11 protein-coding genes are annotated in these 13,490 nt (G+C 73.9%); 6 read left to right on the forward strand and 5 right to left on the reverse strand.

The window, feature by feature from the left end; translation table 11 throughout:
• Window positions 1–25: 25 nt before the first annotated feature.
• Complete coding sequence (locus tag AB0E83_RS06915) at window positions 26–1,066, reverse strand: hypothetical protein (protein WP_362107047.1); 1,041 nt, start codon at window positions 1,064–1,066, stop codon at window positions 26–28.
• A gap of 107 nt (window positions 1,067–1,173) precedes the next feature.
• Here AB0E83_RS06915 and AB0E83_RS06920 point away from each other — a divergent pair, with 107 nt between their 5' ends.
• Together AB0E83_RS06920 and AB0E83_RS06925 are read left to right on the forward strand one after the other, a co-directional pair.
• Entirely contained in the window at window positions 1,174–1,539 is a 366-nt protein-coding gene (locus AB0E83_RS06920; protein ID WP_362107050.1) for a hypothetical protein, read from the forward strand.
• Window positions 1,540–1,673: 134 nt separating this feature from the next.
• Window positions 1,674–3,875, forward strand: a complete 2,202-nt coding sequence (locus tag AB0E83_RS06925) for a VCBS repeat-containing protein (protein WP_362107053.1) — start codon at window positions 1,674–1,676, stop codon at window positions 3,873–3,875.
• 52 nt (window positions 3,876–3,927) lie between these two features.
• Here the strand turns inward: AB0E83_RS06925 and AB0E83_RS06930 are convergent, their stop codons facing one another.
• The 3 genes from AB0E83_RS06930 to AB0E83_RS06940 form a co-directional block, all read right to left on the reverse strand.
• Entirely contained in the window at window positions 3,928–5,538 is a 1,611-nt protein-coding gene (locus tag AB0E83_RS06930; protein ID WP_362107056.1) for a transporter, read from the reverse strand.
• Complete coding sequence (locus AB0E83_RS06935; RefSeq protein ID WP_362107059.1) at window positions 5,535–6,389, reverse strand: ABC transporter ATP-binding protein; 855 nt, start codon at window positions 6,387–6,389, stop codon at window positions 5,535–5,537. Before AB0E83_RS06935 ends, AB0E83_RS06930 begins: the two co-directional genes overlap by 4 nt.
• Window positions 6,390–6,475: 86 nt before the next feature.
• A complete protein-coding gene (locus AB0E83_RS06940) occupies window positions 6,476–7,156 on the reverse strand; it encodes a bifunctional DNA primase/polymerase (RefSeq protein ID WP_362107062.1) in 681 nt (226 codons plus the stop codon).
• Window positions 7,157–7,448: 292 nt separating this feature from the next.
• Between AB0E83_RS06940 and AB0E83_RS06945 the strand changes: the two genes are divergently transcribed.
• Together AB0E83_RS06945 and AB0E83_RS06950 are read left to right on the forward strand one after the other, a co-directional pair.
• Window positions 7,449–8,831: a transcriptional regulator gene (locus tag AB0E83_RS06945; protein WP_362107065.1), complete on the forward strand. Its 1,383-nt coding sequence runs from the start codon at window positions 7,449–7,451 to the stop codon at window positions 8,829–8,831.
• 128 nt (window positions 8,832–8,959) lie between these two features.
• A complete protein-coding gene (locus AB0E83_RS06950; protein WP_362107068.1) occupies window positions 8,960–10,378 on the forward strand; it encodes a hypothetical protein in 1,419 nt (472 codons plus the stop codon).
• A 27-nt stretch (window positions 10,379–10,405) separates the two neighbouring features.
• On the opposite strand, the gene AB0E83_RS06955 is transcribed toward AB0E83_RS06950, so the two are convergent.
• Window positions 10,406–11,686 carry an ABC transporter substrate-binding protein gene (locus AB0E83_RS06955; protein WP_362107071.1) on the reverse strand — a complete coding sequence of 427 codons (1,281 nt, stop codon included), beginning with the start codon at window positions 11,684–11,686 and terminating at the stop codon, window positions 10,406–10,408.
• Window positions 11,687–11,829: 143 nt separating this feature from the next.
• On the opposite strand from AB0E83_RS06955, the gene AB0E83_RS06960 reads away from it, so the two are divergent.
• Entirely contained in the window at window positions 11,830–12,333 is a 504-nt protein-coding gene (locus AB0E83_RS06960; protein ID WP_362107074.1) for a hypothetical protein, read from the forward strand.
• 91 nt (window positions 12,334–12,424) lie between these two features.
• Entirely contained in the window at window positions 12,425–13,276 is an 852-nt protein-coding gene (gene purU, locus AB0E83_RS06965) for a formyltetrahydrofolate deformylase (protein ID WP_362107077.1), read from the forward strand.
• The last annotated feature ends 214 nt before the right edge of the window (window positions 13,277–13,490 follow it).

The raw sequence follows: 13,490 nt of genomic DNA on the forward strand, positions 1-13,490 counted from the left end.
GCTCTCACGGACGCACCGGGCCGCCTCAGCGGGCGTACGGGTTGTCCGCGACCGGGCCCGGCTGCGTCGGGAGCGGCGGGTGCCCGGGCGGGGGCGGCGGCTCGGCCGCGGGGGTCCGGCGGAGGCGGGCGAGGTCGGCGAAGATGAAGAGCACCGCGACCACGCACAGGATCGTCGACTGCGTCGAGAACCCCACGTTCTTCAGGTTGAGGAGCGTCTGGAGGGCGCCGGCGAAGAGCGAGCCGACCGCCACGTCCAGCACCGTGCCCTCGCCGCTCCGCAGGCTGCACCCGCCGGCGGTCAGACCGAGCAGGCACACGATCATGAACTCCCGGCTCAGCCCGGCCTGCGTCGTCGACCCGATCCGCGCCGTGAACGCGAACCCGGCCACCGCCGCCAGCAGGAACGCCGGCAGGAACAGCAGCACCGTCACCCGCAGCCAGCCCGGCTCCGGCACCGCGAGCCGCCGCTCCTGGCGGGGCAGGTACCAGGCCACGGCCAGGAAGAGCGCCACCCCGATCAGGAACAGGCCGGGGATCCGCGCCCCGTTGTAGTCCAGCCCCGTCAGCCAGGACGACCGGACCAGGACCGTGCCCTCCGGCGCGATGTCACCGACCAGCGTCTCGGCACCGATCAGCAGCGCGACCGCCGAGAACAGGGCGTGCCCCGTCTGCGCGTTCAGCGACAGGAAGCCGCTGAGGAAGGCGAACGGCACCGCCGCAAGCAGCGCGAGCAGCACCCCGAACAGCATGCCGCCGTTGTCGGAGGCGTTCACGCCGAGGATCACCGCGCCCAGGCCGGCCACGCCGATCGTCGCCGGCTCGATCCGCTTGCTGCGCAGCAGCAGCAACTGCGACAGGGCCAGGACGCCGGGGACCACCGCGACCGAGGCGATCGTCCTCAGCATCCGGTCCGCCGGGGACGTCGGCGCCTCGCCCATGCACACCACCACGAGCACGACCGTCGCCGCCCCGATCAGCCCCAGCCACCACCCCTGCCCCCGCCGCACCGCGGCCCCGCCGACCGTCACGTCCGCCCCTCCCGTACCACCGCGCGTCACCGCCAAGTCCCCATCCTGGCGGACGCCTTGGCGCCTCCACGCCTTTTCCGGCAACTCGCCGTCCGGAGAAATCCGCTCGCCGCCGCCCGACCCGCCCCGGTACGTTCCCCGCCATGACCAGCCCCCGCCCCAGCCCCCGGCCGACGACGACCCTCTGGCGCCCCACCGGCCCCGAGGAGCTCGCGCTCGTCCGCGCGGCGGACTGGCGCGCCTGGCCGCCCCGGCTGCCCGAGCAGCCGATCTTCTACCCGGTCCTGAACGAGGACTACGCGATCCGCATCGCCCGCGACTGGAACGTGAAGCACAGCGGCGTCGGCTACGTCACCCGCTTCGAGGTCGACTCCGCCTTCCTCGCCCGCTACCCGGTCCAGCAGGCCGGCGGCCGCACCATCCTGGAGCTGTGGGTCCCGGCCGAGGAGCTCGACGAGTTCAACGCCCACCTCGTCGGCCCGATCACCGTCACCCACGAGTTCCGCTGACCCCGCCGGCGGAGGGTGCGGAAAAGACCAACAGGGTCGTACAACCTTTCGGATGCCCGTGGGTCTCATGGGGTGGCAGGGCATGGCGCGCCTGCCGTGAAGGCCGAGTTCTGCCACCCCAGGAGGAACAGCACGTGCTTCCGCCCCGCCCGCACCACCGTCGTCTCGCAGCCGCCGTCGGCATCGTCCTCGCCGCGACCGCCGGTGCGGGCCTGCTGACCGCTCCCGCCCACGCCGCACCCACCGCGGCCGTCGCCGCGAGCACCGCCGAGGCACCCCTGCCCTTCCCCGAGCGGGCCGAGCTGGCCGGCGTCGGAAACACCCACTTCCTCACGCGCGATCCGGAGACCGGTGACTCCGTGGTGCGGTCGTACGAGGACGGCACCGGGCAGAGCTACGACGGCCGCGTCGACCTGCGGTCCACCCGGACCGACGACTACGTGATCCACGTCGGCCACTACTTCGTAGAGCAGCGGAACGTGGACGCGAGCAGCCCGCTGCAGGTCCCCCTGGGGGTGACGCACACCGGCACCGTCGTCTACGCCGGATCCGCCGCCGACGCCGTCTTCACCTCCGTCGAGACCGAGACGGGCACGGTGCTGCGGAAGCACACCGCCGTCGGCGGCACCACCGTCGTGACCGGCTTCCCCGAGGGCGCGATCTGGATGAGCGTCGCCCCCGCGACGCACGACCACGCGCTCGTCACCTTCCACGACCGCACCGGGCCGAAGTGGGGCCTGCTCGACCTCGCCACCGGCACCGTGGGCGACATCCACGCCCGTACGCCCGAGTCGGCGAACGGCGACGTGGCGGTCTCCGAGACCCACGTCGCCTGGACCGAGGGCGACGGGACCGCCCGCCCGAAGGTCTTCGTCCTGGACCGTGCCACGGACAAGGTGCGGGAGATCCCGGTCGCGGACGAGTGGGCGCGCGACCTCCAGGTCGGACTGCTCGACGGCTGGGTGGTGTACGGCGAGCCCGGCGGTCTCTCCTCGGGCGCGGCGAACCCGCTGTACTCCGTCAGCGCGCACAGCCTGACGGACCCCGACGCGGCTCCGGTGGAGCTGCTCGACCACCTCACCTCTTCCGCCGTCGCCCCGGACGGGAGCCTGTACGTGCGCGGCGGCCTCGTCGGCAAGGGCGAGGGCATGTACCGGATCGAGGACAAGGGCGGCGAGACGCCGGTGGTCACCCTGGTGGCCACGACCGGGGAGCCCACCGAGGTCGTGATCGGCGCCGGCGGCCCGCCCGCGACGGTCGACCTCGACAAGAACGGCGGGAAGGTCTCCTTCGCCTGGGACTTCTCCCGGACCAACGTCGACATCGAGGTCACCCTGCGGCACGTCCGCACCGGCAAGACCAGCGAGATGCACGAGGTCCATCCCCAGGACACCACCGTGCCGTTCACCTGGGACGGCACCGCCGGCACCCCCTACGAGGGTGCCCCCAACGGCGCCTACACCTGGGAGGTGAGGGCCAACCCGCTCAGCGGCATCGGCCCCGGCGCGATCGCCACGGGAAGCTTCACCGTCACCCGCGCCGTCCGGCCGCACGACTTCAACGACAACGCCGGCCTCGACCTGCTGAGCCGAGACACGTCCGGGCGCCTCTGGCGCCAGGACTCCCACTACAGCCCGTACGCCAACGACGGGCAGATCATCGTCGTGGACACGCCCGCGCTCGTCGGCGGCGGCTGGCAGGTCTACGACCGGATCGAGGCGGTCGGCAACCTCGCGGGCTCGGCGGTCGGCGACCTCGTCGCCCGCGACCGGGACGGAGTCCTCTGGCTCTACCAGGGCAACGGCACCGGCGGCTTCGCCACCCGCGTCCGGATCGGCGGCGGCTGGCAGACGTACGACAAGATCACCGGTGGGTCCGACCTCACCGGCGACGGCCGCGCCGACGTCCTCGCCACCGACCGCACCGGCGTCCTGTGGCTGTACAAGTCCACCGGGAACGCCGCCAACCCCTTCGCCACCCGCCAGCGGATCGGCGCCGGATGGGGCGGCTACAGCAAGGTCGCCGCCACCGGGAACATCGGCGGCGCCGCCGCCGGTGACCTCGTCGCCCGCGACAAGGACGGCGTCCTGTGGCTGTACCTCGGCAAGGGCGACGGCACCTTCGCGCCGCGCACCCGCGTCGGCAGCGGGTGGAACGCGTACACGCACATCGTCGCCGTCGGCGACTCCACCGGGGACGGGCGCGCAGACCTGGTCGGCCTCAGCCCCGGGGGCGACTGGCTGTACAAGGGAACCGGGAGCTGGAGCGCCCCCTTCAAGGGCCGTGAACTCATGGGCCAGACCATCCCGGTGAACGCCTCGCAGCTCGTCTTCTGACGGCACCGGGGGGCCTTCCCGCGCGCGCCCGCGCCGGAAGGCCCCCCAGGGCTCAGCCCTTGCTGACCGCCGTCAGGATCTCCGGCAGCCGGTGCGCCATCCGCCCCGACATGAGCTTCAGGGCGCCCCAGGTCAGCAGGGCGCCGTAGGTGACGCCCAGGGGCAGCAGGAGCCACAGCAGCGCGTGCTGGTCGCTGACCCGCAGCCACACCAGCAGGGCGATCAGCGGGGCGCACAGCAGCGGGCCGCCGAGCATGCCGCCGAAGAGCGCGGCCATCGCCATGCCGCCCTGGCCCGGCGCCACGTTGCGGTGCGACTCCTGGGGGATCGAGTACGGGTACCGCACCGACGCGACCACGCCCAGCGCCAGCATCGCGCCGAGCAGGGCGAACGCCAGGCCGAAGACCTCCGGGAGCTGCGACCAGCCGCCGGTGACCAGCGCCGTGCCCACGGCGACGACCACCGTGAACGGGACGGTGATCGCGATCATCACGTACGCCCGGTCGCGCAGCTCCGCGTACGCGTCCGCCGGCGACGAGATCGTCTGCGCCACCATCCAGAACGCCGACGAGTCCTGCCCGAACTGGTTGAACATCTGCACGCCCAGCATCCCCGACGCGAAGCACGCCCAGTAGACCGAACCGGACTCCTGGAAGGCGTTGAACAGCGGGACGAGCGCGCCGACCGCCAGCGCCGTCACCCACGCCGCCTTCGTCTTCGGATCGCGCCAGACGTAGCGGAAGCACCGTTCCATCACCGCGCCGGTACGCCCCCCGGGCAGCAGCCGGGCCAGGAGCCCGCGCCCCTCCGCCGGATCGCGCACGGCCTCCGGTGCCGCGCCGATGGTCGAACCGTCCGGCTCGACCATCAGCCGCACCAGGCTCCGCCGCCACCACCACACCAGCGCCCCCAGCGCCGCCGCCGTGAGCAGCAGGCGCGCCACGGCGGGCACGAGGTCCCCGTCCGCCGCCGACCGCACCGCGGCGACCGCGGAGGCCGGCGGCAGCCAGCCCACCACCGACGCGATCGTGTCGAGCACCGACAGGTCCTTGGACCGGCCCAGCGCCTGGGCGCCGAAGTTGACCGCCTGGATGCCCAGCGCGATCACCAGACCGCTCAGCAGCGCCATGTCCCGGCCCTTGCGGGAGGTCAGCAGCCGGACGTTGGCCGTCGCGATCGCCCGCGACAGCGCCACGCACACCAGCAGCACCAGCGGCACCGCGAGAACGGCGAGGACCGTCGCCGCCGCCCCGTGCGCGACCGCGACGACCGCCCCGACCGCCAGACAGAGCGTGAACAGCGGACCGATGCCCACGAGGGAGGCCACGAGCAGCGCCCGCACCAGCGGCCGCGGCCGCAGCGGCAGCATCACGAGCCGGGAGGGGTCCAGCGTCTCGTCCCCGCTCGGCAGGAACAGCGGCATCACCGCCCAGCCCAGGCCGAAGACCCCGACCGTGAGGACCGCCACCGCCCCGGCCGCCGCGTGCCCCCGCAGCAGCAGGAAACCCAGCACCATGAAGGCGGCGATCAGCGCCACCACCACCAGGGAGGCCACGAACGCGGCGGTGCGCCCGCCGGACTGCCGCAGCCCGTTCCGCATCAGCGACAGCTTCAGGCGGACGAAGACCGGGGTGAGCGACGGCCCGCCGGCCGCGGCGGTCACGGGCGCTCACCCCGGGCGCCGCCCAGCCAGTCCAGCGCGTCGCCCGCCGCCGCCCGGTCGTGCGCGCCGACCAGCTCCAGGAACGCCTCCTGGAGGGTGGCCGCCGAGCCCTTCACCTCCGCCAGCGGCCCCTGCGCCCGGATCCGGCCGCCGGCCATCACCGCCACCCAGTCGCACAGCGACTCCACCAGCTCCATCACGTGGCTGGAGAAGACGACGGTCGCGCCGGAGGCCGTGTACCGCTCCAGGACGCCCCGGATGGTCTGCGCGGAGACCGGGTCGACGCCCTCGAAGGGCTCGTCGAGGAAGAGCACGTCCGGGTTGTGCAGCAGCGCCGCCGCCAGACCGATCTTCTTCCGCATGCCGGTCGAGTAGTCGACGACCAGCTTGTGCTGCGAGCCGGCCAGGTCCAGCACGTCGAGGAGCTGGGTGGCCCGCTTGTCGACCTCCGTACCGGGCAGCCCCCGCAGCCGCCCGCTGTACGCCAGGAGTTCACGGCCCGAGAGCCGCTCGAAGAGCCGCAGCCCCTCCGGCAGGATGCCGATTCTCGCCTTCACCTGGGCGACCGACTCGGGGTCGCTCCACACGTCGTGGCCGGCCACCCGGATCCGGCCGGAGTCCGGCCGCAGCAGGCCGGTGATCATGGAGAGGGTGGTGGTCTTGCCGGCGCCGTTCGGGCCGACGAGCCCGATGAACTTCCCCGCGGGCAGCACCAGATCGATCCCGTGCACGGCGATCTGCTGCCCGAACCGCTTCCACACCCCTTCCACGTGCACGGCGGGCGCCGCACCGGATGGTTCCGGTGCGGCGCCCGCCGAGTCGAACGCTCCGTCAAATGCCTGGTCAGGCATGGTATGTCAACCCTTCGGCTGTCCCCGTACGGCGCTGTTCGCGCCGTTCGGTCCACCCTAAGGGGACCGCCGGGGGAAGCCCCGGGTCACGGGCGCCGGGCCCGCGCCTCCGCCGCCTCCCGCCCGCACGCGTACGCGAGCGCGCTGATCAGCTCCTCCGCGTCCGGCAGCCAGCGGTTGGCGGGCGTGGGGCGGCGGGCCCACTGGACCGCGCCCCGGCCGCCGATCCGGGTGGGCGGCGCCGCCACGTAATGCCCCTCCCCGCGCGTGGCGAGGTCCAGCGAGGCCGGGACCCAGCCCAGCTTGCGGATCAGGTCGGGCACCTTCGCGGAGGCGCCGGGCAGCACGAAGAAGAACATCCGGCGGTCCGGGGTGCAGGTCACCGGGCCCAGCGTCAGCTCCATGCGCTCCATCCGGGCGAGCGCCAGGAAACCGGCCGCCTCGGGCACCTCGATGGCGTCGAAGGTGCGGCCGGTGGGGAGCAGGATCGACGACTTCGGCTGCTTCGACCACATGCGGCGGGCGCCGACCGCGCTCCCGGTCGCCAGCGTCGACCAGTCGGGTTTCACGGCGTGGGCACCCGGCAGGGGGCAGTCGGCGGCGCCGCAGGAGCAGCGCTCCCGGCCGTCGACGGCTTCCAGCCAGGTCCCCGGGAAAACGTCCCAGTGCCGCTCTTCCGCATACCGCACGGCGCTGTCGAGCAGCTGCTCCCCTCGCTGCTTGGGGATCTGTGCGGCTTCCGTCGTGACTCCGATGGTCTCATCCACGGTGAAGACAACTGCCCCCGTCACCTGGGGTTACGGGCGCGGCGGCGCCGGGAGTGAGGCATCGATCCTGCATGCGGGGCGCATGGGTGCACGCGTGGGGGCGCGCGGGGGACCGGGGAGCGGGGGAGGGGTACGGAAAGGGCGGGGGCGGACGCGGGACGGGCCGGGAGGGGGGGAGCGCCGGCCGTCGAGCGACGTGTCCGGTTTCGCGTGTTCACATCGGCATTGACCGGATATCCACCGGGCAGTGAACACTCCGTGTCCGTTCATGCTCCGTCTGGGGGTTCCACTCATGGCAGCCAGGCCACTCGTGCCGCGACAGCCCAACGAAAGGCTCCAGGCGCTCATCCAGGAGGCCGGGTGCTCCAACGCCGGCCTCGCCCGCAGGGTCAACATGGTCGGCGCCGAGCGCGGCCTCGACCTGCGGTACGACAAGACCTCGGTGGCGCGCTGGCTCCGCGGGCAGCAGCCGCGCGGCCGGGCGCCCGGCATCATCGCGGAGGCGATCGGCCGCAAGCTCGGCCGCACGGTGACGATCGACGAGGTGGGGATGGCCAACGGCCGGAACCTCGCGGCGGGCGTCGGCCTCCAGTTCGCCCCGACCGTGCTCGGCGCGATCGAGCAGGTCTGCGAGCTCTACCGGAGCGACGTGGGCCGCCGGGAGTTCCTCACCGGCTCCGCCCCCGCCGCCTCCGCGCTCGTGGAGCCCAGCCGGGACTGGCTGATCACCGGCGCGGACGCGCAGGTGGCGCGCGCGACCGGGGCCCGGGTCGGCCGCTCGGACGTGGCGGCGGTGCGGGAGACGACGGCGGCGCTCGTCGAGCTCGACCGGCGCTTCGGCAGCGGGCACGTGCGCCCGGTGGTGGTCCACTACCTCGACAGCGTGGTCTCCGGGATGCTGTCGGGATCCTACCGGGAGGCGGTGGGCCGGGAGCTGTTCGGCGCGGTGGCCCGACTGACCGAACTGGCCGGGTACATGGCGGTGGACACCGGCGAACCGGGCCTGGCCCAGCGGTACTACATCCAGGCGCTGCGGCTCGCCCAGGCCGCCGGGGACCGGGGGTACGGCGGCTACGTGCTGGCCGCGTCGATGAGCCACCTGGCGGCGGAGCTCGGGAACCCGCGGGAGATCGCCCAGTTGGCGCGGGCCGCGCAGGAGGGGACCCGGGGCGGGGTGCCGCCGCGCGCGGAGGCGATGTTCCTGGCGGCGGAGGCGCGCGGGCACGCCCTGCTCGGGGACGTCCGCGCCTTCGAGTCGACGGCGGGCCGCGCCGTGCGCGCGCTGGAGGCGGCCGATCCGGAGACGGGCGACGACCCGGCCTGGATCGCCCACTTCGACCAGGCGTACCTCTCCGACGAACTGGCCCACTGCTACCGGGACCTGGGGTGGGCGGAGGCCGCCGCCCGGGCGGCGGAGGAGGCCCTCGCCGGGCATCCGGAGGGGCGGGCGCGGCGGCGGGCGATCGGCTTCGCGCTGCTCGCGGCGGCCCAGGTGCAGCAGCGGGAGATCGAGGAGGCGTGCCGGACGGGCACGCGGGCGCTCGAACTCCTCGGCACGCTGCGGTCGTCGCGGGGCGCGGAGTACCTGGAGGACCTGAGGGACCGCCTGGAGCCGTTCGCGGGCGAGACGGTGGTCCGGGAGTTCGAGGCGCGCCTGGAGGCGCACGCGGCCTGAGCGGACGGGTCCGGGGCCGGACCCGTTCCGTACGAAGGGTGTTACCGGGCTCACACGTGTGTGCGGAGCCGTGGGCGCACCCGGTAGCGTGAGCCGACGATTCCATAGGTCCATCAGTAGGAGTCCCGGTGACGCAGAACGGACAGGGTCCGGAGCAGGGGGGCGCGCAGGCGTGGGGCGCCTGGGGGCCCGCCGGCGGTCCGCCGCAGCCGGGCGGGCAGCCGCTGCCGCCCGCGCAGCCGCTGCCCCCCGAGGCGCCGCCCGCCGGTGATCTCCAGGCCACGCAGTACCTCGCGCCGGTCCCGCCGCAGGGCGGTCCCGGGGCGATGCCGCCCGCCGGTCCGCCGGCGGGTTACGGCTACCCGCCGCCGGTCGCCGCGCCCGGCGGCGACATGCAGGCGACCCAGCACCTCGCCCCGGTGCCGGGCGGCGCGCCGCCGGCGGGCCCGCCCGCCGGGTACGGCTATCCGCCGCCGGTCGCCGACATGCAGGCCACCCAGCACATCGCCCCGGTGCCGCCGCACGGCGGGGCGGGCGACGGCGGACAGACCCAGTTCCTGGGGACGGGCCGGCTGCCGCAGCAGCCCGCGCCGGCCGGCGCCTCGGACGCGACCCAGTACATAGCCCCCGTACCGGGCGGACCCGTGCCCGGCGGCCCGGTGCCCGGTGGTCCGGTGCAGGGCGGGCCCGCGCCGTCGCAGCCGCCCGCCGAGTTCGACAGCCTGTTCCGGGACGCGGCGCCCGCGCAGCCCGCGCCGCCGGCGTACCAGCAGCAGGCCCCCGCTCCGTACCCGCCGCAGCAGTACGGCTTCCAGGGCGGTGGCGGCCACCAGGCGCCCGGCGGCTACCAGCAGGGCGGGTACGACGGCCCCTACGACGCGTACGACGAGCCCGCGCCGCGCCGGAAGTCGCCGGTCGCGCTGATCGCGGCCGTGGTGGTGGGCTGCGCGGTCGTCGGGCTCGGCGCGGGCGCGCTGCTCAGCGGCGGCGACGAGGAGAAGGACCAGAAGGCCGGACAGACGGTGGCGCCGAGCTCGCAGGCCCCCTCGCCGAGCGGCGGCGCCTCCGAGGCGCCGGAGAAGCCGGCCGACCCGGCCGAGCCGCAGGCGAAGGAGCTGGACAAGCTGCTCGCCACCAGCAACGACAGCCGGGACACGGTGATCAGCTCGGTCGAGCTGATCAAGCGGTGCAAGAACCTCGACAAGGCCGCCGCCGACCTGCGCGGCGCGGCCCAGCAGCGCCGGGGCCTGGTGACCAAGCTCCAGACGCTCAGCGTCGACAAGATCCCGGACAGCGGGGCGCTGACGGCGGCGCTCACGCGCGCGTGGCAGGCGTCGGCGTCGGCCGACGACCACTACGCGGCCTGGGCCGTCCAGATGAAGGCCAAGAACGCCTGCAAGGGCGGCCACGCCAAGTCGACCAACCACTTCAAGGCGGCCAACGACAAGAGCGGCGAGGCGACCAAGGCCAAGCAGGAGTCGGCCCGGCTGTGGAACCCGACCGCCGACAAGTACGGACTGGACCGGCGGACCGCCACCCAGCTGTAGGCGGCGGCCCGGCCGGCCCGGGGCGGGTCAGCGGTGGGCGGTGACGGTCGGGCCGACGTCCACGAAGCCCGGCTTCTGCGCCACCAGGCGTCCCTTGCGGACCACCTGGAACGTCACCTCGTGGTTGACGATCCGGGGGAAGTCGGGGGCGCCGAGCAGGTCCTCGTACATCCAGCGCAGCGGCGGGGTGAGGCCGCCGGTGTCCACGCGGGTGCCGCGGTCGAGGGCCTCGGTGATGTCGGAGGCGGTGACCGTGTCGCTGTCGAGGGACTCGATGACCTTCTTGAGGACCGTGTAGGCGATCCAGGTGGTCTGCACGCCGGTGTCGGTCGGGTCGACCCGGTTGTCGGCGAAGGCGTGCTCCTTGATGACCCTCCGCATCGGCTCCCAGCTCTTGTCGTCCGCCTCCGGGTACCAGCCGGTGACGAAGGCGCCCTCGAAGGGGCTGCGGGCGCCGCCGGTGCGGTCGATGACGGGCTGGCCGACGCTGCCGAGGATGGACGAGATCCGCACGCGGGCCTCCTCCCCGTCCTCCGCCTGGGCGCCGCCGGCGGACTGCGGGAGCCGGCGGAAGGAGTCGAAGAAGGTCTGGGTCCGCTCGCCGAGCACGGCGGCGACGCAGCCGTCCTTCGAGCCCGCCCGCTCCCGGGCGCGGGCGGCCTGGGCGGTGTACTCGGTGGCGTCCTCGACGGCCGGGATGTCGACGGCGCCGCGCTTGGACCCCTTCTTCAGGCCGGCGTCGAGGAGCCCCGGCAGCTGGTCGCCGGCGAGGGTGTCGGGACGGACCAGGGAGACCTTGCGGCAGGACTCGGCGAGCTGCATGCCGTGCCCGGCGATGAGGGCGGCCAGGCCGCCGTTGACGGGGTACGAGAGGGAGCTGGTGAACTCGTCCTCGGTGATGCCGTAGCCGCCGATGTACGGGATGCCGGCCGCTTCGAGGGGGGCCATGAAGGCGCGGCCGTTCTGGCTGTACGAGCCCACCACGGCCACCGCCTTCTCGCGGACGGCGCGGCGGGCGCAGGCGGCGGCGCCGGCCGGGGTGTTCTCCTCGTTGCAGGTCAGGACGCGCAGTTCGTGGCCGTCGATGCCGCCCTCGGCGTTCACCCAGCGGGCGTACGCCTGGGCCATGGCGGGCATGCCGGGCATGTTGGTCGCGCGGGTCTGGTCGGGGGCCCAGGTCATCACCGTGACGGGCTCCCTGGAACCCCCCGTGGTGCCAGGGAGCACGCCACACCCGGTGAGGAGCGACGCGCCGGCCACCGCGGCGGTGACGGACGCGAGAAGTGGGGACAGTCGCCTACCGGTCATGGGCACGCACTTTTCCGCCTCATGGGTAACGCGGGAGTGTGCGCCGTTCAACGGAGGGTGACCTGGAGGTGAATTGCGGGGGTCGCGGGGCCTAAGGGGAGGGGGTGCGTCCGCTTGTCGGTGGGGAACCGTACGATCGGACGATGTCCAGTTCCGCCCCCGGTCCGGTGAACTCTTCCCGTCGCGGCCGTCGCTCCTCCACCATGGGCGGCATGCCGCTCAACGACATGCCGTGGTGGCGCTGGCGCGCTCAGGTGCGCTCGGCGCTGCACATGCTTTCCGACCCCGGGTTCCACCGGTCCGTCTGGCTCGCCGGCCACGAGGGCTACGGGGACGTCACCGACGCCGTCTACCGGCTCGTCGAGGACACCTGGCTCGACAACTGGTCCGCCGAGAAGTACGTCGGCGCGATCTTCCGGGACTCCGGCGAGGCGCAGCTCGTCGACGTCGTCGTCCTCCGGGTGCTGCGGATCCTGCACCAGGTGGGCCCCGACGCGCCCGTCTCCGCCTACCTGGAGCACCCCGGCTGGCCCGAGGCCGTCCACGCGGCGCGCGAGGCGCACGTCCGGCTCGCGACCGCCGACGGGGACGACCCGGACGCGCCGCCGCGCTCCCTGGAGGTGCTGCGGGTCCTCACGCGCGTGTGAGGACCCGGGCCCCGGCCCGGGAGGTCCGCGGCCGGGTCCGGTGGACGGACGGTGGTGTGGACCGGGCGCCGCGGTGTGGCACGCTGTTGCGATGACCGACCAGTACGTCCTCACCATCTCGTGCCCGGACAAGCAGGGCATCGTGCACGCCGTGTCGAGCTACCTCTTCATCACGGGATGCAACATCGAGGACAGTCAGCAGTTCGGAGACCGCGACACCGGTCTCTTCTTCATGCGGGTGCACTTCTCGGCCGAGGCGCCGGTGACCGTGGAGAAGCTGCGGGCGAGCTTCGCGGCGGTGGGCGACTCCTTCCAGATGGACTGGCAGATCCACCGCGCCGACGAGCGCATGCGGGTCGTGCTGATGGTCTCGAAGTTCGGCCACTGCCTGAACGACCTCCTCTTCCGGTCCCGGATCGGGGCGCTGCCGGTCGAGATCGTCGCCGTCGTCTCCAACCACACCGACTTCGCCGAGCTCGTCGCCTCGTACGACATCCCCTTCCGGCACATCCCCGTGACGAAGGACACCAAGCCGGCGGCGGAGGCGGAGCTGCTGGCGCTGGTCGAGGAGGAGCGGGTCGAACTCGTCGTCCTCGCCCGCTACATGCAGGTCCTCTCCGACGACCTCTGCAAGCGGCTGTCCGGCCGGATCATCAACATCCACCACTCCTTCCTGCCGAGCTTCAAGGGCGCCAAGCCGTACCACCAGGCGCACGCGCGCGGCGTGAAGCTGATCGGGGCGACGGCGCACTACGTGACGGCGGACCTCGACGAGGGCCCGATCATCGAGCAGGAGGTCGAGCGGGTCGGGCACGAGGTGACGCCCGACCAGCTCGTCGCGATCGGGCGCGACGTGGAGTGCCAGGCGCTGGCCCGGGCGGTCAAGTGGCACGCCGAGCGCCGCATCCTCCTCAACGGCCGCCGCACCGTCATCTTCGCCTGACCCAGCACCGCCGCGCCGCCGCGCCGCCGCGCCGCCGCTCCGCTGCGGGCTGCGCCCGCCGGGGCTGGTTGCGGTGCCGCCGCGCCGCCGCTCCGTTGTGGGCAGGCGTTCCGCAAGGGGCGGAACGGGTGGGCACAACGGAACGGCACCCTTGCGGGTGCCTCCGCACGTGTGCCTGGACCCGCACCACGACCGCGCCGCGCACCGGGTGCGG

The sequence above is a fragment of the Streptomyces sp. NPDC035033 genome (assembly GCF_040636735.1).
Lineage (GTDB): Bacteria > Actinomycetota > Actinomycetes > Streptomycetales > Streptomycetaceae > Streptomyces.